General features: G+C 67.5%; 24 protein-coding genes. 12 read left to right on the top strand and 12 right to left on the bottom strand.

Annotated features, from left to right (window positions below; all coding sequences use genetic code 11):
• Nucleotides 1–45 precede the first annotated feature (45 nt).
• Both ACSVDO_RS02990 and ACSVDO_RS02985 read left to right on the top strand, forming a co-directional pair.
• Entirely contained in the window at nucleotides 46–528 is a 483-nt protein-coding gene (locus tag ACSVDO_RS02990; protein ID WP_332533938.1) for a CreA family protein, read from the top strand.
• A gap of 78 nt (nucleotides 529–606) precedes the next feature.
• A complete protein-coding gene (locus ACSVDO_RS02985) occupies nucleotides 607–885 on the top strand; it encodes a hypothetical protein (RefSeq protein ID WP_332533937.1) in 279 nt (92 codons plus the stop codon).
• Nucleotides 886–901: 16 nt separating this feature from the next.
• Here the strand turns inward: ACSVDO_RS02985 and ACSVDO_RS02980 are convergent, their stop codons facing one another.
• Genes ACSVDO_RS02980 through ACSVDO_RS02970 form a run of 3 tightly spaced genes read right to left on the bottom strand, consistent with a single transcriptional unit; the run spans nucleotide 902 to nucleotide 6168 of the window.
• On the bottom strand, nucleotides 902–3697 hold the full coding sequence (locus tag ACSVDO_RS02980) for an Hsp70 family protein (RefSeq protein ID WP_489594848.1): 2796 nt from the start codon (nucleotides 3695–3697) through the stop codon (nucleotides 902–904).
• A gap of 12 nt (nucleotides 3698–3709) precedes the next feature.
• Nucleotides 3710–5560 carry an Hsp70 family protein gene (locus tag ACSVDO_RS02975; RefSeq protein ID WP_489594847.1) on the bottom strand — a complete coding sequence of 617 codons (1851 nt, stop codon included), beginning with the start codon at nucleotides 5558–5560 and terminating at the stop codon, nucleotides 3710–3712.
• Nucleotides 5557–6168, bottom strand: a complete 612-nt coding sequence (locus ACSVDO_RS02970; RefSeq protein WP_489594846.1) for a DUF2760 domain-containing protein — start codon at nucleotides 6166–6168, stop codon at nucleotides 5557–5559. The genes ACSVDO_RS02975 and ACSVDO_RS02970 overlap by 4 nt, the downstream gene beginning before the upstream one ends.
• A 244-nt stretch (nucleotides 6169–6412) precedes the next feature.
• Here ACSVDO_RS02970 and ACSVDO_RS02965 point away from each other — a divergent pair, with 244 nt between their 5' ends.
• The 3 genes from ACSVDO_RS02965 to ACSVDO_RS02955 all read left to right on the top strand — a co-directional run bounded on the left by ACSVDO_RS02965 (nucleotide 6413) and on the right by ACSVDO_RS02955 (nucleotide 9310).
• Nucleotides 6413–6607, top strand: coding sequence for a hypothetical protein (locus tag ACSVDO_RS02965; protein WP_489594845.1), 195 nt, complete (start codon nucleotides 6413–6415; stop codon nucleotides 6605–6607).
• 143 nt (nucleotides 6608–6750) lie between these two features.
• Nucleotides 6751–7629 (top strand): hypothetical protein, encoded by an 879-nt coding sequence (locus ACSVDO_RS02960; RefSeq protein ID WP_489594844.1) that lies wholly within the window; start codon nucleotides 6751–6753, stop codon nucleotides 7627–7629.
• Nucleotides 7630–7705: 76 nt separating this feature from the next.
• Complete coding sequence (locus ACSVDO_RS02955) at nucleotides 7706–9310, top strand: alkaline phosphatase D family protein (RefSeq protein WP_489594843.1); 1605 nt, start codon at nucleotides 7706–7708, stop codon at nucleotides 9308–9310.
• A 66-nt stretch (nucleotides 9311–9376) separates the two neighbouring features.
• On the opposite strand, the gene ACSVDO_RS02950 is transcribed toward ACSVDO_RS02955, so the two are convergent.
• On the bottom strand, nucleotides 9377–9814 hold the full coding sequence (locus ACSVDO_RS02950) for an ATP-binding protein (protein ID WP_332533930.1): 438 nt from the start codon (nucleotides 9812–9814) through the stop codon (nucleotides 9377–9379).
• A gap of 85 nt (nucleotides 9815–9899) precedes the next feature.
• Here ACSVDO_RS02950 and ACSVDO_RS02945 point away from each other — a divergent pair, with 85 nt between their 5' ends.
• Genes ACSVDO_RS02945 through ACSVDO_RS02930 form a run of 4 tightly spaced genes read left to right on the top strand, consistent with a single transcriptional unit; the run spans nucleotide 9900 to nucleotide 15733 of the window.
• Nucleotides 9900–10643, top strand: coding sequence for a PDC sensor domain-containing protein (locus ACSVDO_RS02945; RefSeq protein WP_489594842.1), 744 nt, complete (start codon nucleotides 9900–9902; stop codon nucleotides 10641–10643).
• The gene (locus ACSVDO_RS02940) at nucleotides 10640–12598 is read left to right on the top strand and encodes a hypothetical protein (protein WP_489594841.1); all 1959 of its coding nucleotides are present in this window, start codon (nucleotides 10640–10642) and stop codon (nucleotides 12596–12598) included. The genes ACSVDO_RS02945 and ACSVDO_RS02940 overlap by 4 nt, the downstream gene beginning before the upstream one ends.
• A gap of 22 nt (nucleotides 12599–12620) precedes the next feature.
• Nucleotides 12621–14702 carry a SpoIIE family protein phosphatase gene (locus ACSVDO_RS02935; RefSeq protein WP_489594840.1) on the top strand — a complete coding sequence of 694 codons (2082 nt, stop codon included), beginning with the start codon at nucleotides 12621–12623 and terminating at the stop codon, nucleotides 14700–14702.
• Nucleotides 14699–15733 (top strand): ABC transporter substrate-binding protein, encoded by a 1035-nt coding sequence (locus tag ACSVDO_RS02930; RefSeq protein WP_489594839.1) that lies wholly within the window; start codon nucleotides 14699–14701, stop codon nucleotides 15731–15733. The genes ACSVDO_RS02935 and ACSVDO_RS02930 overlap by 4 nt, the downstream gene beginning before the upstream one ends.
• A gap of 10 nt (nucleotides 15734–15743) precedes the next feature.
• Here ACSVDO_RS02930 and ACSVDO_RS02925 read toward each other — a convergent pair whose 3' ends face one another.
• From ACSVDO_RS02925 to sctD, 3 genes are read right to left on the bottom strand one after another with little or no spacing between them, the layout of a single operon-like run.
• Nucleotides 15744–15989, bottom strand: a complete 246-nt coding sequence (locus ACSVDO_RS02925) for an EscF/YscF/HrpA family type III secretion system needle major subunit (protein WP_489594838.1) — start codon at nucleotides 15987–15989, stop codon at nucleotides 15744–15746.
• Nucleotides 15990–15992: 3 nt separating this feature from the next.
• Nucleotides 15993–16292, bottom strand: a complete 300-nt coding sequence (locus ACSVDO_RS02920; protein WP_489594837.1) for a hypothetical protein — start codon at nucleotides 16290–16292, stop codon at nucleotides 15993–15995.
• A complete protein-coding gene (gene sctD, locus ACSVDO_RS02915; protein ID WP_489594836.1) occupies nucleotides 16289–17617 on the bottom strand; it encodes a type III secretion system inner membrane ring subunit SctD in 1329 nt (442 codons plus the stop codon). The genes ACSVDO_RS02920 and sctD overlap by 4 nt, the downstream gene beginning before the upstream one ends.
• Nucleotides 17618–17817: 200 nt before the next feature.
• Between sctD and ACSVDO_RS02910 the strand changes: the two genes are divergently transcribed.
• Nucleotides 17818–18150, top strand: a complete 333-nt coding sequence (locus tag ACSVDO_RS02910) for an STAS domain-containing protein (RefSeq protein ID WP_489594835.1) — start codon at nucleotides 17818–17820, stop codon at nucleotides 18148–18150.
• Nucleotides 18151–18182: 32 nt separating this feature from the next.
• Here the strand turns inward: ACSVDO_RS02910 and sctV are convergent, their stop codons facing one another.
• From sctV to sctW, 5 genes are all read right to left on the bottom strand, one after another.
• Nucleotides 18183–20291, bottom strand: coding sequence for a type III secretion system export apparatus subunit SctV (gene sctV / locus ACSVDO_RS02905; RefSeq protein WP_489594834.1), 2109 nt, complete (start codon nucleotides 20289–20291; stop codon nucleotides 18183–18185).
• 18 nt (nucleotides 20292–20309) lie between these two features.
• A complete protein-coding gene (gene sctY, locus ACSVDO_RS02900) occupies nucleotides 20310–20678 on the bottom strand; it encodes a type III secretion apparatus assembly chaperone SctY (protein WP_489594833.1) in 369 nt (122 codons plus the stop codon).
• Between the two features lie 2 nt (nucleotides 20679–20680).
• Nucleotides 20681–21082 carry a type III secretion apparatus assembly protein SctX gene (gene sctX / locus ACSVDO_RS02895; protein ID WP_489594832.1) on the bottom strand — a complete coding sequence of 134 codons (402 nt, stop codon included), beginning with the start codon at nucleotides 21080–21082 and terminating at the stop codon, nucleotides 20681–20683.
• A gap of 118 nt (nucleotides 21083–21200) precedes the next feature.
• The gene (locus ACSVDO_RS02890) at nucleotides 21201–21584 is read right to left on the bottom strand and encodes a CesT family type III secretion system chaperone (RefSeq protein WP_489594831.1); all 384 of its coding nucleotides are present in this window, start codon (nucleotides 21582–21584) and stop codon (nucleotides 21201–21203) included.
• Between the two features lies 1 nt (nucleotide 21585).
• Nucleotides 21586–22695: a type III secretion system gatekeeper subunit SctW gene (sctW, locus tag ACSVDO_RS02885; protein WP_489594830.1), complete on the bottom strand. Its 1110-nt coding sequence runs from the start codon at nucleotides 22693–22695 to the stop codon at nucleotides 21586–21588.
• Between the two features lie 186 nt (nucleotides 22696–22881).
• Between sctW and ACSVDO_RS02880 the strand changes: the two genes are divergently transcribed.
• Nucleotides 22882–23181 carry a hypothetical protein gene (locus ACSVDO_RS02880; RefSeq protein WP_489594829.1) on the top strand — a complete coding sequence of 100 codons (300 nt, stop codon included), beginning with the start codon at nucleotides 22882–22884 and terminating at the stop codon, nucleotides 23179–23181.
• Between the two features lie 32 nt (nucleotides 23182–23213).
• On the top strand, nucleotides 23214–24044 hold the full coding sequence (locus ACSVDO_RS02875; protein WP_489594828.1) for a hypothetical protein: 831 nt from the start codon (nucleotides 23214–23216) through the stop codon (nucleotides 24042–24044).
• Nucleotides 24045–24098: the final 54 nt, after the last annotated feature.

Here is a 24098-nt window from a genome sequence, read left to right as displayed (position 1 = left end):
ATGGTACAAAGGGGGCACTGCCCCCTTTTTTCATTTCTGCCCGCCATGCCCCACAAAACGCTCAAAGCCCTGCTGATTCTTGCCCTGGCCGGCTGCGGCGCCGCCGCCCAGACCGAGACCATAGGCTCGGTGGACACCGTCTTCAAATTTCTGGGCCCGGACCACAAGATCGTCGTCGATGCCTATGACGACCCCAAGGTGGCGGGCGTGACCTGCTATGTGTCGCGCGCCAAAACCGGCGGCATCAAGGGCGGCCTGGGCCTGGCCGAGGACCGCGCCGAAGCCTCGATCAGCTGCCACCAGACCGGTGCCATCACCATCAGCGCCCCGCTGCCGCAGCAGGAGGAGGTCTACAGCGAACGCGCCTCGCTGCTGTTCAAGCGGCTGCGCGTGGTGCGCATGCTGGACGTGCCGCGCAACACCCTGGTCTACATGACCTATTCGGACCGCGTGATCGAAGGCTCGCCACAGAACAGCGTGACAGCCGTACCGGTGCCACGCAGCACGCCGATTCCGGTGAAGAAATAGGCCGCCTACGGACGACTCCGGCCTACAGGCCTGCCTGGGCAGCCGGCCTAGCATGGGAGCTCTGCAAAGGAAGAAACCATGACCAGCAAGCCACAGACTCCCGAGAAGACTGCCACGCCCACCGACACCATTGACGCGCCGCGCAGCGTGGACACCACCGAGCGCGAGGACGGCGACGCCACCGAATCGCCCAAGCTGCCGCACGAGCGCGACGAGTCGGTCGACATGACCCATGGCGAGCCCAGCGAAAAAATGCGCCAGGCCCATGCCGATGTCGCCAGCGGCCAGCAGGACACCGACGCGCGCAATACCGAGGCGCGCCGGCTCGATCCCAAGAACAACCCCAGGGCGGCCTGAGCGGGGCCAGGCCGCGCTAGCCCGCGATCAGCACCAGACCCGGCGGCAGGCTCTCGCCGAAGCTGCGGCGCTGCTCGGCGGCATCGAGTTCCACGACGCCGGCCACCATGGCCTGCCAGTTTTCGGGCGCGCGCTGCTGCGCCAGCCGCGCGATCACCGGCGCGCGCTGGGCATCGCTCAGATCGCGCGCTCTGTCGCCGGTCATGCGCGCAATCTGCACCGCGGCAAACATGGCGCTGTCGTTGTGGCGCCAGTCCTGGGCCAGCACCGCGTCAAGGAACGGGTCGAGCTGCTCGGGCGGAATGATCTGGTGCGCGCCCGCGGGGCCCAGCGGCACGCGGCTGCAGATGCGCCCCAGCGCCCACCAGGTCTGCAGCGATTCGCCGGGCTTGGCCAGGCGCTCGAGCATCCACTGCGCCATTTCAAGCCGGTAGGCCCAGGGCACGTTTTCCAGCACCGCAAACAGCCGCACCATGTCGTCGTAGCTGCCCAGCGCCGATGATTTTCCCTGGGCGCGCTGGCCGGCCTGCTGCATGTGGCCGGCGACATCTTCGAGCAATTGCATCTGCTGGGCTTCGGCAAGGCCGGCGGCCGCGCGCCGCCAGAAGATCCACCATTCGGCCCAGTTGCCGCTGTCCTGCGCATGGGCCAGGCCCTGATCATGCAGCGCCCAGACCTGGGCCATGCGCCACTCGTCGAGCTCCGCCCCCACGCCGGGGCGCAGGCAGTAGCCCGCGAGATTGAGCCAGCTGCGCTCGTGCTCGGGCGTGCGCCGGCGCCGGCGCGCGCGCGCCAGCAGCGCGTCGAACAAAGTGCGCAGCAGCGCGAGATCCCAGCTTTCGCGCGCGCCCAATATTTTTTCCAGCGCTGCGCGCAGCTGTTTGACTTCCTTGGCGGCCACGCTCTGGTCCTGGCTGCCGAACACGCGCTCGATCTGCGCGATGGCGCGCGCCAGCGCGGCGTCGGCCTCCGCATCGGCTGCCGCGGTATCAGCTGCCGCAGCACCGGCCTCGCCACGCACTGCAAAGACCAGCGGCCAGGTCTGCGCCGGGTCCTGCACGGCAACGCACTGCACTTCGAGCGTGCCGACTTCGGTCATCGTTGCCTGCAGCAGCACTTCGACCTGGGCGCATTCGCGACCCGGCGGCGCGGGCAGCACGGCGCTGAGCGGCGGCAGATGCACCAATTCCTGGCCCGCGAGATCGCGCACCTCGCCGGCCGCCACCGGGACCGCCGCGGTCGATGCCAGCAGATGAAAGCGCACGGCCTGGCCCAGGCGCAGCGCAAACCGCTGGTCGACCAGGCGCACCGCCACGCCCTCTTCGCTGCCCTGGGGCAGTATGCAGATCGCGCGCAGCCGGCTGTCGTCGCTGTCCAGCCGCAGGAAATAGCTGCGCGCCGAGCCGCCGCCAATGCGCAGGCCGCGCGGCGCGGCCGCTGCGGCGGCGGGCCGGCCGCGCTGCGCGCGCTCCAGGCCATAGGCGACCGCGCCGCGCGCCACTGCCCAGTCGGGGTGTTCATTGATCAGCACGCGCGGCGGCGCGCCGCGCCATTGCGTGAGCTGTTCGAACACGCGCTGGGCAATCGCCGGGCTGTGGAACACCCCGCCGTTGAACAGCACGCTGTCGGGCACGCCCTGCGGTCCCAGCAGCGGCGCATGGGCATGCAGAAAAGCCGCGAGATGGCGCGTGATAGCCGCATCGGCAGGATAAGGCAGCCCCCAGGCCAGCAGGCCGGCCTGGCGCTGCTGCGGCCGCGCGTCGGCGGGCTGCAGCGGGAAAAAACCTTCGAGCAGCATCTGCTGCACTCGCTCGCGGCGCAGCTGCGCCGAGCGCGCGCCGCCCATCAGCTGCGCGCCGCTGCCCAGCAGCGTGACCGTGACGGCTTCGGGCGCATCGGCCGCCAGCAACTGCTCCTTGGCGACGCGGCAGCGCTGCACCAGCTGCGCAAAGCGCGCGGCCGACAGCCGCGGCTGGGGCGCGGCCATTTCGGCCTCAAGGCCATGGGCCAGCGCCAGATCCATGTTGTCGCCGCCCAGCATCAGGTGCGCGCCCACGCCGCGGCGCGCGAGTTCGGGCAGGCCGTCGCTGGCCTGCACCTGCACCAGGCTCAGATCGGTGGTGCCGCCGCCGATATCGACGACCAGCAGCCATTCGGTGCCCTGCAGCGCCTCGCCCACCTGGGCCGACTGCATCAGCAGCCAGTCGTGCAGCGCGGCCTGCGGCTCCTCCAGCAGGCGCAGCGGCGGCAGGCCGGCGAGTTGCGCGGCTTCTAGCGTCAGCGCGCGTGCGCCTTCGTCAAACGACGCCGGCACGGTGAGCACCAGTTCCTGCTGCGCCAGCGGTGCTTCGGGAAAGGCGTCATCCCAGGCCGCGCGCAGATGCGCGAGATAGCTCGCGCTCGCCTGCAGCGGCGAAATCTTGGCCACGCCTTCGGGCGCGCCCCAGGGCAATATAGGTGCCGAGCGATCGACGCCCGCATGCGACAGCCAGCTCTTGGCGCTGCTCACCAGCCGGCCCGGCACCTGGGCGCCCAGATCCTGGGCATAGCGGCCCAGCAGCGCGGGCGCGGCATCGCTGGCAAACAAAGCAGGCCAGGGCTGATTCCAGGTTTCTGGCGCGAGTTCGCCCGCACCCGCCTGGTAGCGCAGCGAAGGCAGCAGCGGGCCGGAGGCGATTTCCGCGCCCGAGATGCGCTGCGCGATCGGCAGCAGCGTGACCGGCGCGCTGCCGTCGGCCGGCGCATAGGCCAGCAGCGTATGGCTGGTGCCCAGGTCTATGCCGACGATATAGGCGGCTGCGGACTGGGTCAATGCGCCCTCCTTTTAGACGGCGGCGCTGTCAGCGCGCACATCGAACTCCACCTTCCAGCGTTCCTCGCTGCCCAGCGGAACGGCATGCAACTCGAGCGTGCCGATATCGGTCACGCTGGCATGCAGTCGCACGGCGACGACTTCGCCGGGCGCGCGGCCCTGGGCGGGCAGCAGGATCTCGATTTCCTGCAGCTCGACCAGTTCCTCGGGGCCCCAGAACTCGAGCAGGCTGCCGACCTGGTCGTTGCGGCGGGTCGACGAGCCGAAGAAGCGCAGCCGCACGGGCTCGCCCACGACCAGGCCGAACTCCTGCGCGTCGAGCGCGACTTCCGTGCCCTCCTCCATGCCGAAGGGCGCCAGGCACAGCGCCGACAGCGGCGGCTCCATGCCGGGAATGGCGGGCATGTTGGACTCGACACCCACGTAGTACGACTGCGCCGCGCCGCCGCGGATGCGCACGCCGCGGCCCTGGCGTACATAGCCGAAATAGGCCGCGCCGCGCGCCACCGCCAGATCGAGATCGGCACCGCCGAGCAGCCGCGCGGGCGCCGCGCCTTCCGATGCCAGCCAGCCGTTGAGCACCGACAGCAGGCGTTCGGCAATCAGGCCCGACTTGAGCACGCCGCCGTTGAACAGCACGGCCGAAGGATGCAGGAAGCTCGCGCCTTGGGGCTGCGTGCCCTGCAGGCCTTCGATGGCTTCGGTGGCGCCGGCCTGGCGCGACAGGAAGGCCGCGAGGTGGCGCGTGACGGCCGCGTCCTGCGCATAGGGCAGGCCCAGCTGGGTCAGCGCGGCGCGCGCGCGCGTCAGCGGCTTGTCGCTCACGGCGACCTGCGGGAAGAAGCCGTCGACCAGGATCTGCGTGAGTTCGGCGCGCGTGACTTCGGTGCGCACCGAGCCGCCGATCAGCTTGGAGCCGCGGCTGGGAACGACCACGGGAACGCTGTCGAGCGCGGCGTCGCTGAGCAGCGCTTCCTTGGCCGCGCGGCAGGCATGGGCCAGGGCGCGCGTCTGCCAGGCATCGAGCTGGCGGCCTTCGGCAGCCAGCTTGCGCGCCACGCCATAGGCCAGCGCCAGATCCATGTTGTCGCCGCCAAGCAGGATGTGCTCGCCCACGGCCACGCGCTGCAGGCTCAGTTCGCCGGCATTCTCCAGCACCGCCATCAGCGACAGATCGGTGGTGCCGCCGCCGACGTCGACCACCAGGATCACATCGCCGGGGCTGACCTGCTTGCGCCAGTCGCCCGCGCTGCCTTCGATCCAGCTGTAGAGCGCGGCCTGGGGTTCTTCCAGCAGCGTCAGCTGCTGGAAGCCCGCGGCGCGCGCGGCTTCGGCCGTGAGCTCGCGCGCTGCCGGGTCGAACGACGCGGGAATCGTCACCGTGATGTCCTGGGCGTCGAACGGCGCTTCCGGATGCGCCTGCTCCCAGGCCCAGCGCAGGTGCGACAGATAGCGTATCGAGGCCGTGAGCGGCGAGATGCGGTGCACTTCGGCGGGCGCGTCGGCCGGCAGCAGCGGCGCGCGCCGGTCCACGCCGGGATGGCACAGCCAGCTCTTGGCGCTGCTCACCAGCCGGATCGGCGTGGCTGCGCCGCGCGCACGCGCGAGTTCGCCTACGGCGAAGTCCTGTTGCGCCCCCCAGGGCAAGGCAAGATCGCCGGGAGCGAGTTCGCTTTCATGCGGCAGATAGAGAAACGAAGGCAGCAGCGGCTTGGCTTCGACCGCGGCCGGGCCCGTGAGCTGCGGAATGTCGAGCACGCCATGCACCACCTGGTCGCCGTCGCTGGCCTGCTGATCGACCCACGACAGCGCGCAATGCGTGGTGCCCAGGTCTATGCCTATGCTGTAGCGCGCGCCGCTCACAGTTCCACCTCGGCCTGGGCGATCACGCTCGCCGCCTTGGCGTCGGTCAGCTGGGGCAGGCGCGTGGCGCTCACGCGCCAGCCGCGGTGACCCAGCGTGCCGGTGAACGGCGCCTGGCCCACAACGTTGCCCGTGAGGCGCACGGCCGCGGCGTCAAAGCCTTCGGCCAGCGTCACGCGGCTGCCTTCGGCTTCGCTGCGCACCGGCTCCAGCGTGAAATGCTCGGCCAGCACCTTGCGGCAGCCGGCGTGCACCACGCGTGTCGCGGCGCCGATGTCGGCGTCGCTGTAGCCCGTGGTGTCTTCCTGCACGAAGTCGACAAAGCGCGCTTCGCGCTGCAGCAGGCCCAGCAGCTGCAGCGCGCTGGTATCGGCGGCAAGCACCGGCGCGACGGGCGCGGCAACGGGTGCAGCAACGGGCGCGGGGGCGGCAACGACCGGCGCAGGCGCGGCGGCCACCGGGGCGGGTGCGGGCATATCGGCGGCGAAGGCTTCGCCCGCACGCAGGCGCGCGACGTTGGCGGCGAAGCGCGCATCGCCCAGGATGGCGAAGAAGCTGCTCATGGCAAGCGCAACGCGCGACAGGAAGGAGGGAGGAGTGGAGTTCATGTTCGGGTCTCTGCCATCATCAACGCGGTCGGCGCGCGCACGGGCCGACAACGGGCCCGCTCAGCACAGCACCTGACCGCAGGAGCTCGGGGCCCGGGGGCCGCGGCGTGAAAAGGGAGGGTCATGTTAACGAATCCGGGCGCAGGGCATGGGTCGAGGCGCCACGTGGCGCAGCGGTATATAGGTTTTTACACGGATGCGCGCCGGGCCCAGGACCCACGGGGAAATGGATGCGATGCGATAATTGCGCCACCTGATCACCATCTTTGCCATGCCCACCGCCTGCCCTTCTCCTGCCGAACACAGCCCTGCCCTGCAGCGCTGCGCGCTGGCGCATGGGCATACCGGCGTTCCGACGGCCTTCATCAGCCTTTGCGGCTTTACGGCCCTGCTTTCCGCCGCCGTGCGGAAAGCTCAGACCACGGCACAGGCCGACTGACTTCCCGCACGGCCCCACAGGGGCTTGCGCCGCAAGCTCCTTTGCATGGAGCACGCCAGGATTTTCAAAACCACCCGGGTTCTTTCCTGGCTGCACGTTGGCGCAGCGCTGCATGCACTGCGCGCCACTGATTGCGGACCGTCATGGAATTCTCCAAAGATTTTCTCAAAGCCAAGAGCCCCTGCGCCGCAGGGTTTCGCTGGTTCATTCGCCACCAGCACGAAGGCCGCGACTACCAGTTGCTGCTCGACAACCTGGTGCGCGACGGGCGCATCGAGGACGCATGCTGGCTGCTGTCGCAGTTCGGCCCCACCGACGCCGAACTGCACCTCGACCACCTTGAAGCCGAGGCCCTGGTGTTCGCGGGCAGCGTGATCGTCCACGGCGACGTGCGCGTCGCCGGCGTGCTGCGCGTGGGCCGCAGCCTGCAGGCGGGCGCAGGCATACGCGCCGCGCGCCTGGAAGCGGGTGAGGACATCCAGAGCGGCGGCGCGATCTTCTGCGGCGGTGCGCTGCAGGCCGGCGGCACCGTCAAGGCCGCGTGGAGCGTGGAAACCCAGGGCGACCTGGCCTGCGAAAAGCTGCGCACCGGCTGGGGCCTCGACTGCCAGGGCAATCTGACACTGAGCGGCGAAGGCCAGATCGGCCAGGAGCTGCAGGTGGCAGGCGATATCCGCTGCGCCAAGAGCCTGCGCAGCGGCGGCGCGCTGAGCGCGCAGGGCAATATCCACGCCAGCCACGGCATCGATGCCGGCGGCGACGTGCACTGCGGCAAGCACCTGCAGGCCGACTGGGGCATTCGCGCGCGCGGTGCGATCACCGCTGCGGGCGCGATCAAGGCCGGCGAGACACTGCAGGCCGAAAGCGATATCTGCGCCGGACCGGGCTATGGCGTGTATGCGGGACTGAGCGTGCAGATGGACGCCTGGGAAGACTGCGCGACCGTGCGCGCCGCGCGCAAGCCCGAAGGGCTGGTCAGCGGCCACTGGCAGGCACAGCACGCGGACCGCGCCGTGGCCTGAGCCGGGGCGTGCACGCAGAGCGAGTAGCATCGCTGCGGGCGCGGCCCTTGCCCGCGCCCGATCAGGAGTTTCTTGCATGCTTCGCCGTGATTTTTTTCTTCTGGCGTCCAGCGCCGCCGTCGCCACTTCGCTGCCCCGCTGGAGCTGGTCGACAACGCTGCGCCAACGCGATCTGTTTCCGCTGGGCGTCGCGAGCGGCTCGCCCACCGCCGACGGCTTCGTGCTCTGGACGCGCCTGCTCGACGGCCCGGTGCCGGGCACGGTTGCCGCCGACACGCCGCGCACACCGCTGCCACCCGCGCTGACCGTGCACTGGGAAATCGCCGAGGACGATGCCTTCAAGAATATCGTGCGCCGCGGAACGGCCCAGGCCCTCGAGGCGCTGGGCCATAGCGTGCATGTGGAAGTCACGGGGCTGCGGCCCGATCGCTGGTACTGGTACCGCTTCATGCACGGCGACGCCGTGACGCAGACCGCGCGCACGCGCACCGCGCCCCACATCCACGCCATGCCGGACAGGATGCGCTTTGCGTTCGTGTCCTGCCAGCGCTGGGAGCAGGGCCGCTACGCGGGCTACCAGCACATGCTCGACGAGGATCTGGACGCCGTGCTGTTTCTCGGCGACTACATCTACGAATACGCGATGCCGAAGAAGCCGCCCCACCCGGCGCTGGTGCGCACGCACACGCTGGCGGTCGCCAGAACGCTGCAGGACTACCGCGACCGTTACGCGCTGTACCGCACCGACGCGCAACTGCAGGCCGCGCACCGCGCCTGTCCGTGGATCGTGACCTGGGACGACCATGAAGTGCAGAACGACTACGCCGGCCTCGAAGGTCTGGGCGCGCAGGACGCGTTTCTCGCCATGCGCGGCCAGGGCTATCAGGCGTTCTACGAAAACATGCCGCTGCGCGCTTGCAGCCTCAGCCGCGGCATCGAAGGGCTTGGCACGGCCGACGGTGTGAAGGTCCACGACCGCCACGCCTGGGGCAGGCTGCTGCGCTTTCACCTGCTCGACACGCGCCAGTACAGCAGCGCCCAGCCCTGCCGGCCGCCTGGCCGCAATCCGCCCGATTCGGTCTCGCCCGAACACTGCGCCGAGATGCTGGACCCCGAGCGCTCGATGCTGGGACTGGCCCAGGAGCGCTGGTTGACCGAGGGACTGCGCCAGGATGCGAGCGCGCAGACCCGCTGGAGCGTGCTCGCGCAGCAGACCATGTTCTCGCGGCGCAACTACAAGCAGGCGCCCGCGCAAAGCTTCAACGGCAGCACCTGGGACGCCTACCCCGCAAGCCGCCAGCGCGTGTGCGATGCAATACGCACGAGCGCGGTGCGCAACGCCGTGGTCATCGGCGGCGACATCCACCAGAACTACGTGAGCCGCGTGCTCAGCGATTTCTCCGACCCGGAATCGAAGGTGATCGGCAGCGAATTCTGCGGCACGTCTTTGACGTCGCACAGCAAGACACCGCGCGCACGCGCCCAGGAAATCGCCGACAACAACCCGCACATCCTGCTCGCGCGCCCCGACAAGCGTGGCTATGCAGTGGCCGAAGTCACGCCCGAGCGCTGGACCACGAGCTTGCGTGTGCTCGATGACGTGGCACAGGCCGACAGCGCCGTCGCCACGCTCGCGCGCTTTGTCGTCAACGACCAGGTGCCCGGGCCAGAAATCGCCTGAGCACGCGGCCCGGCCAAGGGACAGGCCGGGGCCTTCCCATGCAAATTGCGCGGCCCGCGAGACGATTCAGCGCCTGGTGTTACCTACCGGGGAATAGCCCAACGTCACCTCGTTGCAATCGCCCTCGCGCCGATAGGAAAAGCGATCGGCCAGTCTGCGCACAAAATGCACGCCCAAGCCTCCAAGGTCCCGTTCTTCCAACGCAACATCCAGGTCTGGCGCAGGCAGACCGGTGGGATCGAACGCCGGACCCCGATCCCGAATCACGGCCTGCAGCGCATGCGGCGGCACGAACTCCACCGCCACCGATACCGGCCCCCCTTGGCCCCCATAGGCATGCATGGCGACGTTCGTCAGCAATTCGTCGAGCATCAGTGCGAACCTGGCCGTCAGCCCCGGGGGCAAATCAGCGGAATCGGCCCAAGCTTCCAGGCGTTCGAAAAATGCCGGCAGTTCCTGGACCGTGCCATGCAGATCACACCTCAAGGAAACGGGATTCTTCATAAGCGACCGTGGAGTCAGGGACTGTTGGATACGAGGTACGCAGGGCCTGCCAGCGGGCTTTGCGCTGGCGTCTGAATATTGTGACATGAGCACCTCCACACCACATCCTCCGTCCCGGGCCTTCGCAGCTCCCCTGCTCGAAGTCGGCGGCCTGTGGCTGCTGATCGTGCTCGGCGGCGTGCTGCTGATCGCCGGCCTGTTCGATCATTGGCGCCAGCAGGAACTGCAGACCCTGGAGCGCGTGCATATCGAACTCACACTGCGCGAAATCCACGATGAAATCGAAGGCGAGCTGTCGCTGGGCAAGGAACTGCAGCAGTACCCGCGCATCCAGGACCTGCTCGAGCGCTATCTGCGCAAGGACCCACAGCTCTACAGTCTGGACATACTGGACAAGAACGGTCGCACGCTGTTCAGCACGGACCGCAGCAGCGAGGGCGAACCCCTGCCGCCGCTGGCCCAGGCAGCGGCTCTGCAGGGAGCGGCAAGCCACCAGCCATGGAACGCCTTCATAGAGTCGACGCCGATGATGGGGCTCGATGTGCGCACCCCGTTTGGCGACACCGCAGGCCATGTGAGCGCAACCTATGCCTCGCATGCGGCCGCCGGGCTTTCTGGCCCGATGGTGTCTGCGCCGCTGCTGCTCAGCTTGCTCGCCACGGCCCTGGCCGGCATGTTCGCAGTCTGGCTGGCCACGGGCCATCAGCGTCGGCTGCGGCACGCTCAGTTGCATGGCCGCATCGCCCAGATCGATGCGCAGCTCGCGACCACGGACCAGCGGCTGGACGAGGGATCGCAACGGCTGGATGTCGTGGAGCGCATCGAATGATCCGCGCAAACGCCCGGCGCAGTGCGCGTGATTGGACCGCTGTGAAGCTGGGCTGCGCGGCCGCCCTGCTGCTGGCCTTGGCCGCGGCCTTTCTGTCCCATGTCCATTACAGCCAGATGCAGGCGGCGCGCGCCCAGGCAGCGCAGACGCGCGCGCAATTGATGGCGCAATCCATAGGCCAGCGTCTGGCGCATGCCATCGCCGCCGGCATCCCTTTGCACGAGCTCGTGGGGGTGCCTGAGTTCCTCGACCGCTGGAGCCGCAGCCATCCCGAAGTCACGCGCATCGCGGTGCACGACATGGAAGGACGGATGCTGTGGATCAACCATTCGCAGAGCACCCCGCCTTCCGAGTTCGGTGAGGGCAGCGCCGATGTCGCGCCCGCAGGCTTTGCGCTGGCGCGCGTCAGCCTGCAGCTGCAGGCCGACAGCCTGCACGGGGTGGCCGAGCGCCTGGCACTGCTCATTCCCGCACTGCTGCTGTGCAGCGCGCTGGCCTATCTCGGCGCGCTCTTCGCCTGCGCCCAGGGCCCATGGCTGCGCAACCACGGCACGCGCCTGATCGCGCGCTGGGTGGCGCGTGGCGACTACCGCCAGCTGCTGGTACTGCCGCAACGCAAGCCGTTTGACCTGCGCGTGCAGGAAGTGGCGCATGGCATGCGCCGCGTGCACGAGCGCGTCACGCGCATGCGCTTGCTGATCGGCTCGCTGCGGCGCACCGAACCGCAGCAGCTGCGGCGCGATTACCTCGATCAGATCCTGCAGCAGGTCGAAGGGAAGGACCGTTTTGCCGACATGGATCTGGCCATTGTGCGGCTCGTCGCCGTCCAGGGCCAGTCGATGTGGATGGGACTGCTGCTGTGTCTTGGCGCGCTCGCGCCCTTGACCTACGCGTTGCGCGCGCTCGCGCAGAACAGCGACAATCCGACCCCTTGGCAGCAGGCGCTGCCGGCCGCATGCCTGGGCCTGCTGGCGCTCGCTGCGGCCGCGGGCTGGACGCTGGCCGCGCGGCTGCGCATGACCACGCTCGCCCTGCTGATCCTGGGGCTGGCCGCGCTGCTGCCGGCGCCTTTGACGCTGCTGCTGGACAGCCCCCTGCACCCCGGCTGGATTGCTGCCTGGAATGGCGGCTTCGCGGGCGCCGCGATGGCGGCCTGCACCTGTACCCAGGGCCACCCCGACACGCATCGCTTCTTCACCCATGTCCAGCCCCGCATTCCCGGTGCCGCGCTGCTCGCCTGGTGGGTGGGGCTGCTGTGGCTCGCGCCCGCGCTGGGCTATTACGCCCATGCGGCACTTCCCTCTGCCTGGGCCGTGGCGACGCTGCTGCTGCCTATGGTCTGCGGACTGTTTTTCGCCGCGCGCTGGGATGTGGCGCACAGCCCCTGGCGGATGCGCATGGCGGCCACGGCGCGCGCTGGCGAAGCCCCGTGGCGCTGGAACGTATTGGGCCTTGCCGCGGGTCTGGTCGCCGGTCCCGTGCTGCCCGGTCTTGCACTGTCCGGCACGAACGCGCCCACGGCCCTGCTGCAGCAATGCGCGCTGGGCCTTGGACTGGCCCTGGTCTGGGCTCGACGCGAAGGGAGCCGGCCGCGCCCGCACGCACCCACTCGGCGCACGCCGCGGCACCTGCAGGCCGCGGCCCTGGTCGGCTTGATCGCGCTGACCCTGCCGCTGGTCACCGGCGCGGCAAGCCCCGGGACCGGCAACTTCGAATGGCTGCTGCCTGTGCTGCAAGGGCTGCCATTGGGATGGCTGCTGGGCCAGGGACTGACCCGGGCCGCGCAGGCCCCTCAGGGTGCAGTCAGCGCGCGGATGTGGGTGGGCGCAGCGCTGGGCGCCGGGTTGAGCGCCGTTGCCATCCTGTCCGGCCTGCAAGGCGGGCTGCCCGTTCTGGCCTTGCTGCTGCTGGCCCGGGCCGGCGTGGCACATCCCAAAGACAAACATGTCGCTTAGATCCCGAATTTTCTGCGCACTAATGCTGGGCATTGCCTGCCTGGGTCTGCTGTGCGCGGCATTGGTCTGGCAAACCCAGGCCTACGCCCAGCAACAGCAGGGGCGGCTGCTGTTGCAGACACTGACCCACGCCTGGGAACAATGGCAGGCACAGCAGATAGACGCGCTGCAGCGCGCCGCGCAGCAACTGACCGACGCCCCGCGGCACGGGCTCGAACAACGCATGCATGCGCTGGCGAAAGGCCGTCCCGGCCTGCGCATCGACCTGTTTGACGAAAATGCACAAAGGCTGGCCACCACCGCCGCAAGCGCCGATTCCGAGCCGCTGCCCGATCCGGCAGCACTGCCCGCGCAGGGTCTGCACGCCCTGTCTGCACGCACCTACAGCTGGCTATGGCGTACCCGCGCAGGCCCGCATGTGCTGGTGCTGAGCCAGGATGCGGTCGCGGTCCTGCCCGCGCTAGCACAACGGCTCGAGGGTCCATTCCACCTTCTCAACATGCGCGGCAATCCTGCGGCCGGCGCTGCGGCGGCCGGCATTGCAGAAAGACGCATGTCGGCCGACGAGCAATTTTTCGCCCAGGTCGTGGTGCCGGTGCGCCACGCACAGGTGCTGACGCTGGCTGCAGGCGATGCGCGGCTTGCGGGGCAGCCCGCACTGCAGCTCGTCAGCCAGCCCCTGACCGGAGCCGGCGGCAGCGTGATCGGCACCCTGGTCTGGAGCCGGCCCATTTCCGCCGACGCACAGCAGCAGCGCCAGTTCGCCCGGCGCCTGGCCATGCACGCAGGTGCGGTGCTGCTGCTGGTCAGCGCCGGACTTTTCTTGTTCCTGCGGCACGCGCTCGATCCGCTGACGCGCAATGTGCAGGTGCTGGAATCGCTGGCCCGGGGCCAGACCGACATTGCGCTGCATGCGGGCGAAGACGATGCGCAAGATGAGTCGGGCAGCGTCGCCCGCGGCGTGCTGCAATTACGCTCCGAGCTGCTGAGCCTGGAGACGCTGCGCCAGGAGCGCGTGCGCACGCGGCGCCAGCAGGAGCGCCTGATCCGCGACCAATTGCGCAGCCTCGCCGAAAACCTGGACCCCACATCGCGCGAGGAAATCCTGCTGGCCCTGGGAACGCAGGCCGTGGCCACTGCATCGACAATGAACGAAGCGCCGAATGGGCTCGCCGACCTGGCCGGCATCCTGGGCCGGATGTCGGGCCTGGTCAGCACCCAGCAGAGCCGGCTGCTCAAGCTGCTGCGCGAAGTGCAGGCCTCGGTCCAGACACAGGCGATGCTGGCCAGCCTGCAACAGGAGCTGGAAATCGCGCGCGAGATGCAGCTGTCGATTCTTCCGCGCCAGACGCCGAGTCGGCCCGAGATCGAGATCGCCGCGACGATGATTGCGGCCAAGGAAATCGGCGGCGACTTCTACGACTACTTCGCCATCGACGACGATCATCTGGCCATCGTGATCGCCGACGTGTCGGGCAAGGGCGTTCCCGCGGCGTTCTTCATGGCCATCTCGCGCACCCTGCTCAAGAGCAACGGACTGTTCCTGCGCACGCCGGGCGCGACCATCGCCGCGCTCAACGACCAGTTGTGCACGGAGAACGACCAGATGATGTTCGTCACGGTGTTCTATGCAGTGCTGCAGCTGTCCAGCGGGCAGCTGACGTACGTGAACGCCGGCCACAACCCGCCGGTGCTGATGCAGCAGGGCAAGGCACAGTTTTTCCCCAGGAGCAGGAACATGGGACTGGCCGTGCTCGCCGGCCAGCACTACCAGGAAGGCGCGCTGCAGCTGTCGCCGGGCGACAGTCTGCTGCTCTACACCGATGGCGTCACCGAAGCCACCGACGCACAGAACATGCTGTTCGGCGATCCGCGCCTGCTGCGGGTGGTGCAGTCGTTCAAGCCCCGGCCCGATCAGCGCGGGCCCGCGCGGCAACTGACCGAGCACATCGTCGCGCAAGTGCGGCGCTTCGAAGCCGGCGCGGCCCAGGCCGACGACATCACGGTCGTGACGCTGACCTACAAGGGCCAGGCGCCAGGAACCGGCGTCAACGCCGCGCCAACCTCCGCTGTTTCCTTTCCGCTGTTGCCAGGAGTTCCATGAAACCCCGTACCGTGCTTTTCCGCGTGCTGCGCCTTGGGCTGTGCCTGGGGCTCGCGCTGGGCAGCGCTGCCCGCGCCCAGGCGCCTGCGCAGCCCGCGTCCTTCACCATCGTGATGGTGCTGCCGCACGCGGCGCAAAGCACCGAAGCCGGTTTTCGCAGCTACCTGCAGCGCGAAAATGTCGCGGCACGCTACATCGAAGTCCGCTATTCGGGCGACAGGCTGGAGGAACCGGTACTTCGCCAGCAGGTCGCGGCACTGGGCCCCGACCTGGTCTACGCCCTGGGCTCGCCCACGGCCCTGGCGCTCGCCGGCCGCCACGACGAAAGCAACGCCGCCAACCCGCTGCGCCACACGCCCATCGTTTTCACGGAAGTCGCCGACCCGGTCGGTGTCGGCCTGCTGCGCAATCCGCAGCGGCCCGAGCGCAATATCACGGGCGTGAGCCATATCGCGCCGCTGGACCTGCAGTTCAACGCCATTCAAGCCTATCGGCCGTTTCACCGCATCGGCTATCTGCACAACCCGGACGAGCCCAACTCGTCGATCATTCTGCGCGACCTGCAGGCGTTTGCCCGGCGCCAGGGCCTGGAGGTGATCGATGCCAGCCTCGGGACCGGTGCCGACCCGGCACAGATCGCGCGAAAGGTGGCCGAGATCGCGGCGCGCGGCGCCGATCTGCTTTACGTGGGCCCGGTCGCCCTGCTCGCGTTCACGCACCGCGACGCAGTCATGGAAGCCGCGCTGCGCCAGCGGCTGCCGACGTTCTGCACCACGGAAAGCATAGTGCGACGTTCGGGCTGCCTGTTCGGACTGTTTTCCAACGACACCAGCGTCGGGCGCTTCGCGGGGTCGATGGCGCGCCAGATACTGCTGGAGAAAAAGCCCGTCAGCGCGATTCACGCATCGACGCTGCAGCACTTTTCACTGCTGGTGAATCTTCCCACGGCGCAGGCGCTGGCCCTGTATCCGCCGATGCTGCTGCTGAATGTGGCGGAGGTAGTGGCCGCAACGTCGCCGACGCGGCGCTGAGCCTGCCGGCTCAGGCAGACTTGGCAATGACATCCTTTATCACATCCGCGACGACTTTGAACACGGTGGTCTGGGTCTGCGCGAAGATAGACCACTCCTGCATTTGAGCCTGCATGTTCAACATCTGGCCGGTGGAGGGATTGTCGCCGAGGGAGCTCAACGTCGCCTTCAGCATGGCTTCGCGGCTGGCCGTGGCCTGGCCGACGACGTTGCCGATATAGCTTAACGAAAAGTCTTGGTTGATTGATCCGGCCATGGTCTAGTTCCTTTCTTGTCCCGGGTACGGGAAGCGGTTGCCTGCAGGAGGCGGGGGGGGCGAAAAATGGGTGAGCACTTCGTGCGCGGCGAGACCGGCATCGAGCAGCGCCGCGAGCTCGCGGTAGCGGTCAGGCGCCACGCCGGCAGCCATGCTGGCGCGCGTGCGCTGCTGCAGCTCGGCCAGCTGCCCCAGCGTCTCTTCACGCGCCTGCGCCGCTTGCGTGCCACGCAGGCGCTCTTCGAGCGGGCTCAAGGCTTCAGGCCGCAGCGTTTGCATCGTGTCGGGCAATAACAATTTCATCGGTTTATCTCCACCCGTTTCGGGCCGTCAAACACCAGGTGATCGGGCGCGATGGCCGCCAGCCGCCAGCCGGCGCGCGCCGCGCCTGGTTGCAGCTTGGCACCATCGGCGAGCACCACATAGGGCGCGGCGCCGCCCACCACGCTGCGCACGGCGAACGGCAAGCCGGCCTCGGAGAAACTGAGCCGGCGCGCCGCGCCGGGCTCCTTGACGAGCTGCGTCCTGAGCAGGAAAGGAACATCGCTCAACGGCGTCTGCGCCTGCGCCAGCGCACGCTCGAGCTGCGGGCGTTGCGACGCAGTGACTTCCACGGTCAGCACCAGTTGTTCGCCATCCCACAGGGCCTCGGTGGCCGTCAGGCCTTGCGCGCCCAGCCAGCGCAACACTTCGGGGCCTTGCAGCGCCGCGACGCGCAGGCCGTCGATGATCTCTATGCCTTCGGGCGCACGCGCGCGCAACTGCGCCAGCGTCTGCTGCTGCATGTCGGCGGTGACCACCACGCCGCGCACCTGCACCTTGCCCGCCCCCATGGGCGCGAAGCGCAGGCTCAGGCCCTGCGCCGATCCCACATCCGTCAATGCATCGAACACTTCCTGCGCCGTGCGCACCGCGAGCCGTGGCAGCGGGCGCAGGCTGGACAGGGCTTGCGCCAGGCGGTCGAACTGTTCTGCGCTGTCGACCCAGCCGCTGACCGTGACCCCCCCCTGGGCGTTGGCAACCACCCGCATGCGCAGCGCCGGGTCGGCGAGCGCGATCGCCATGGTCGCTTCCTTGACGGCCTTTTCCCTGGCCTGCGGCGACAGTTGCAACGGCGCTGCGCCCTCGCCGGCCGCATCGGCAGGCGCGGAGGCCGGCGCATGGCGCCATACGGCCCAGCCCGTGCCCAGCAGCGCCAGCGCCAGCACGCCGACCGCAGCCAATGGCCGCAGGCGCCGCAGCTGCAGCCTGGCGGGCACGGCCACGGCGGCGGCCGGCGCTGCCTGTTCTTCGGCCGGTTCCAGATCCGGGCCGGCATGCGCCGAAGGGGCTTGCACCGCCGCCGGCGCCGGCGGTTCCCAGGGCAGATGGGCCGCGCAGATCGTGGCCTGCACCTGCCCGAGCAACGCGGCCGCCCCCAGCGCAAAGCCGGTCGCCATGGCCTGGCCCGGCGCCTGCACGAACCAGCGTCCGTCCTGCCAGGACAGCTGCAGCGACATGTCGGCGTCCAGCCCGCAATCGCTGAGCAACACATCACAATCCCCCTCGCCGCCGACCCGCAGCCGCTCGTCGGTGGCGATGTCCAGGCGCGCGCCCTGGTGGCAACCGGACAGGATGCGAAGCTCCATGCACGCCAGCGCATCTGCGGCCATGGCAGGAGCACCGCAGTGGGCGTCATGGTGCCTCATGCATACCCCGCGTGCAGGCGGCCGGGCCACAAGCAATATCGGCTTGCGCCACGCATTAAGCTACCCAACCCGATGCGCACTACATACAATCGATTCGCGTAGGGGTTCAATAAATCATCACCATTGAATTGGTTAAGCGCATGAATATCGAGATCGAGCACCGCGACGACATCCTCATCATCCGCCCCTTGGGCCGGCTCGACAGCAGCAGCTCCCCCGAGCTCGAACAACTGCTGACCGAGCAACTCGATGCGGGCTACCAGCGCCTGGTTCTCGATTTCTCGGGGCTGAGCTACATCAGCTCCGCAGGCCTGCGCGTCGTGCTGCTGGCGGGCAAGAAACTGCGTGCCAGCCAGGGCAAGATCGTGCTGGCCGCGCTGCAGGACATGGTGCACGACGTCTTCGACATGAGCGGATTTCTCACGCTGTTCGCCGTGGCCCGCACCCTGGACGAAGGGCTGGCCCAGGTCTGAGGCGCGCGCCGCCGGCCATGTCGGGGCGGTCTTCACAGGTCCACCCTTGCCAGCGGCTGAATGTTGATTTCCTGCGTGAGTTCCTGGTAGGACAGCACGGGCAGCTCGTACAGGTCCTGCTCGATCATCTTGCGCATGTAGCGGCGGATATCCATCGAGGTCAGCAACACGGGCCGCTGCTGGCTTGCACCGATGTCGCCCACAGTCTTCTTGATGTTCTCCACGAGCGCCTTGCTCACCTCCGGATCCAGCGCGAGATAGCTGCCCGCCGATGTCTGCCGGATTGCGCCGCGCACCGCATCCTCGACCGCCGGCGCGAGCAGATAGGCCGGCAGCACGTTGTGCCCGCTCGAGTATTTGTTGCTGATGTGGCGCTTGAGCGTGGAGCGCACGTATTCGGTCAGCAGCACGGAGTCCTTTTCCTTTTGCCCCCACTCGATCAGCGACTCGAGAATGGCGCGCAGATTGCGCACCGAGATGTCCTCGGAGACCAGGCGCTGCAGGATTTCGGCGATCTTCTGGATGGGCAGCACGCGCGTAGATTCCTTGACCAGGTCCGGGAAGCGGCCCTCCATCGCGCTGAGCAGAAAGCGCGTCTCCTGGATGCCGATGAAGTCGGCCGAATACTTCTTCAGCACAAAGGCCAGGTGATAGGTCAGCACCTTGCTGGTGTCCATGAAGCCGATGCCGGCGCGCGTCAGCGTGTCGCGCAGCGTGTCTCTGACCCACAGCGTGGGAATGTGCGGCAGGAAGGGGCTATCGCTTTCGTAGGGAATCTGCAGGGCATTCAAGTTGACTTGGGTTTCGCGCACCAACAGGTAGCCGGGGCGCAAACGCCCCTGCGATACCGGTACTTCGGACAGCAGCAGGGTGTAGCTCTCGGCGGCCAGCGCCTTGTTGAAACGCAGCTGTATGCCCGGAAACGGCACCCCCAGATCGAAGTACAGCGCGCGCCGAATCTTCAGCAGTTCCTCGTTGAGCACCTCGGAATCGAAGCTGGTCTGCAGGTCCGCGGCCACGTCCATCAGCAGCGGCACCGTGGGCGCGAACTCGTCGCTTCCATCGTTCTTGGGCTTGGGCTTCTTGTCGCCCGCGGCCAGCATCGCCGGCACCTCGGTCACCGCGCCGGTCTTGGCGTCAACCACACGGCGCATGCCGCGCATCATGACGAAACCTATGCCGCCGACGACCACCGCCAGCACCAGGAACACCGGCAGCGGCATGCCCGGAATCATCCCCATGCCCAGCGCAACGGCCGCCGCGATCAGCAACGCGCGCGGCTGGGCCAGCACCTGCGAACCTATATCCTTGCCGACGTTCGACGGCCCGTCGCCGGTCTGCACGCGCGTGACGATCATGCCCGCGCAGATGGCGATGAACAGCGCCGGAATCTGCGCGATCAGGCCGTCGCCTATGGTCAGCACCGAATAGACCTTGGCCGCGTCGGCAGCCGTCATGCCGCGCTGCATGGTGCCGACGATGATGCCGCCGAGCAGGTTGACGGCGACGATGATCAGGCCCGCAATCGCATCGCCCTTGACGAACTTCATCGCGCCATCCATTGCGCCATAGAGCTGGCTTTCCTTCTCCACGATGGCGCGGCGGCGCTTGGCCTCCTCCATGTCGATGGTGCCGGCGCGCATGTCGCCGTCGATGGACATCTGCTTGCCGGGCATGGCATCGAGCGAGAAGCGCGCCGCGACTTCGGCCACGCGCTCGGCGCCCTTGGTGATCACCACGAACTGCACGATGGTCAGGATCAGGAACACCACCAGCCCGACCACCAGATTGCCGCCGACGACGAAATTGCCGAAGGTATCGATGATGTGGCCCGCATCGCCCTGCAGCAGGATCAGCCGCGTGGTGGCAATCGAGATGCCCAGCCGGAACAGCGTCGTGACCAGCAGCACCGACGGAAACGACGAAAACGCCAGCGGCGAGGGCAGATACATGGCCACCATCAGCAAGATCGCCGAGATCGTCATGTTGATGCCGATCAACGTGTCGACCAGCCACGTCGGCAGCGGCAGGATCATCATGAAGATGACCGCGACGAGGAAGAAGGCCAGGATCAGGTCATTGCGGCTGGTGGCCAGCTGGACCACGCGCTGCAAGCGGGAAAAGGCGAGAGATTGCGACATCAGAGGACCATTCAAGATTCAGGCGGATGCCGCCAACATCGCGAGATACGCGCGCATCGCGCTGGCGGCTTCGGCGGATTGCTCCAGCGCCTGCAACGCCTGGGCCCTGACCAGATGGAACGAGGCGTCCATCGCACCCAGCAGCGCCAGGCGCTCCAGCGTCTGCAGGGCCTGGGTGGGCTTGGCCGCACGCACCTGCGCCAACGCCAGCGACAGCAGCACGCGCGGGTCGTCGGGCACCAGCAGGTTGCGCGCGATCAGCAGCACCGCCGCCTTGTCGGGCCGACCGTGCTGCAGGTAGATATAGGCCAGCAGATCCATGAACTCGACCTCCTTGTGGCTCGCGCCCTCGGGGACTGCGTGCAGATCGAGGCTGTCGACGGCCATCATCAGCCTTGATACAACGTGCTGCGGTACATCTGCGCCAGCTCGCGCAAGCTGCACTCGTCATCGAGCAGGCGCCCCGCGCGGTTCAGCTGCCGCGCCTTGGCGGAATCGGCGGGGCTTTGCCGCGCGGCCTGGCGCAGCCAATGGCGGACTGCGACCAGCGTCGCGTGGAAACGCCCCGGCAACAGCACGTCGCGGCTCTCCAAACGCGGTCGCAGTGCGGCGTCCAGCCAATCATCCATGGACGACTCCCACAGCAGATCATCCAGTTGAGCACGCGCTCCCATGTCGGTAGGCGGCGCATCACCCCTTTCGGGCATGGCCATCCCGGTTTCAGGGTGCGCATGCGTGATGCTTTCAATGCCCCGGTCGAAAACCAGATGGTTGAAGCGGATATCTGACATGGGAGTCCTTCAGGTGCAGCGTGCCGGCAACGGCCTGGAGATCACGTGCTCTCCATCTGCGCCATAGGTAACCTCCCAAGGGCGACAGTTCCAGGCGCGGGCGCAAAAGCCTGCCGACTCAGACCCCGGCCCGCGCCTGTGCGATCCAGCGTTGCAGATGGGCTGCGAGCCGGTGCATTTCACGCGCGCTGAAGTGCTCCAGCGGCAGTCGAGTGCCCACCACCAGCCATTGGCCCTGGGCAGTGGTGCGCACGCCGACCTGCACCGGATCGGCTGCGGAATCGCTGCGCGCGGCGCGCTGCATGGCCTGGAGCACCAGCGCCGCCAGGTCGTGGGACACGGGCTCGGCATGGTGCAGCACCACTTCATCACCCTGGGTCGACACACCCAGCAGCGCGCCCGAACCCAGCCGCAGCTGCAGATTGCCTTCCCGTCCGGGAGCAAGCCCCGGCAGACCGATGTCCGCGCCGAACTCGGCCAGCACCTTCGTCAGTTGCAGCATGTCAGTACTCATCTTCCTCGCGGTCTATCGCCGCATCGAGCGCGTCCTGCGCGGCCTTGAACACCGACTCGCGCTGATCGGGCGAGACAAACACACGCGGCGGCATATCGCGCAACAGTCCTTTGATGCCCGTGAGGAAATGCACTTGCGGCTCGGCAGCGCGCACACCGCAGCGCTCGCTCAGGCTCGTGAAGCGCTGCGCAGACGGCCACTTCTCGGCGCTCAGATCCACCAGGCCGCGCATCAGCTCCGCGGGTGGCATGCCGGCAAGCGCATATTTCCGCATCAACATGGACTGCAGCGACTTGCAACCATCGAGCACGCTGGCCACGACGCCCAGCTGGAACAGATCGCTCGACAGCGTCTGCAGCCGCGCGGGCGCGCACGACGGCTGCGTGGCCGCGATATCCTGACCCAGCGCCTGGATCAGCCGCTGCAGGCCGACGGAAAACTCCTGCTCGCCGAACCGTTCGAGCGCCAGCTTGAGTGTTCCCGCCAGCGACGCCTCGCCCAGCACCACATCGCGATAGTCGGCCTGGAACCGGGCGATATCCCTGCGGGTCGCGCCGGCCTGGGCCGCAGTCCCCAGCGTATTGATATCCGCGCGTATCTCCGGTCCATGCAGCATCTCCAGATCCTGCAGCGACTCGCGCAAATCCGTGAGCACCTCCTTGGCCGCACCGTCGCGCTCGCCTTGCTGCAGGGCGTAATGCAATGCCATGAACTGCGAGGAGGCCTCGCCGTACGCCTGACGCGCCAGCCGCGCTGGATCGCCCTGGCCCGATAGCAGGCGCTGGGCCAGCTGCGCCAACTCATCAGCGCCCGCACAGACCAGGGCCTGTTGCATGTACGCCTGTATGGCCTCGGCGCTCAGCGCCTCGAGCGCGCGCCAGCCCGCCTTGCGGCGCTCGGCTGCATGCTTGGATTCCAACTGCTCGCCGTGGTGCAGGCTGATTTCCGTGGCCGCGTCGGACAGCATGGAATCGCCGTTGTCGACCTGCACCTGCTGGCCCGCGAACTGGCCTACCGCGGCCTGCTCGTCTCCCTGGGCGCGGGTTTGCAGCCCTGGGCGATCGGACACGGAGGTGTTGAAGGATTCGATTCTTGCCATGGCCTCCGCCGGTGGATGACATGCGCGCGCTGACGCCTCCATCAGTAACAGCGTCCCGCAGGCGGTTCCCAGGCAAGCAAAAAAGCCTCCCGCGGCGGGAACCGGATGGTGCTGCCCGTTACTTACGGTGACAGGGCCGCACGCCCAGCTTTGCCCCCTTGATTGCCGCACCGCAGAGGATCACCAATGGCCACCGACACCACCCCCGAAAGCATCATGGCCCAGGCCGAGGCACTGATAGCGCAGGTGCAGGCCGATCTCGACGCGGGCGAGGCCATCTATCGCGACCTCGGCCTCGATCCCGAGACCGCGCGCACCGCGCTGCAGCAACGCCTGACACCCGAGCTGCACGCGCAGGCCCAGCGTGCCTTCGAGAAAGACCAGCAGGACATAGAGCAACATTTTCACGAGGAGCTGGCCCGCGCCGGATTGACGGCCCCCATCAAGAGTCCCAAACCCACGCGCCGCCCACGCTTCATGGTGTGAGGTCCATCGTTGTGCTTTTCCGAGAGTCCGATATGACTTCTGTATCCGTTAACCACAGCAGCGTCCCCCTATCCAATCCGGCTGATCTGAAGGAGATCGATCCCACCACGGCCATACAGCTGATCCAGGGCCAGCGCGCCGCCTTGCTCGAGGAGCAGCTCAAGGACCAGTTAAATGAAGTAAAAGACCGCAATCGAAAAATCGATCAGCTCAACACGACGCTGAGCAGCGCGCGCGAGCTGATAGCGCAATTTGAAGCGGATGACAAGACCAGCAAGACCTTCAGCGATCTCATCGAGCGCCAGAAGAAAAACTACCGCAACGACATCACCACCGGCTGGCAGACTGAAAACGCTCTGCACGCCAAGGAAATTTACCGAGAAATTGAAGAAAAGATAATTAAAACGAGAAGCACGATATTAAATGCAAAAGCCAAGCAGGAGCAAATAAAAAAAGACGACAAGAAAAACCACAAAGACCACCCAGAATGGCAGGCACAGGAACAAATAATAATCCAGGCAACAAAAGAAAAAGAAACGGCAGAAAAAGCCGAACGAAAAAAAATCCCCGACCTGGAAGTCAGGGATGACCAGACAAAGGCCGGAAAACTGCTGTCTGACCTCAAATCGGCCGCCAAAGCCGCAGGCATGAAACTGGAAATAGCCAACAAGGGCGAGCTGACAACGATGGTGGAAAACATCAGGTCCCAGATCGACATGCTGACCAGCCCCCAGCAAGTGGACATGACGCGACTGCAAAGCTACTCGACCAAATACAACGACACAACCGAAGAACGGACCACAGCGCTCAAACAGGCGCATGAAATTAATTCGAAGATAGAAAACAATATGCGCGGCGTATGACTCCGAAGCTTGCCCGCCTGCGCGCCCCGTTTTCACCCTTATTTCATAGCCGCC

This window comes from Comamonas sp. DB36, from assembly GCF_057914905.1.
The sequence above is the reverse complement of the archived record's forward strand: the minus strand, read 5'-3'. Positions and strand labels throughout refer to the sequence as shown.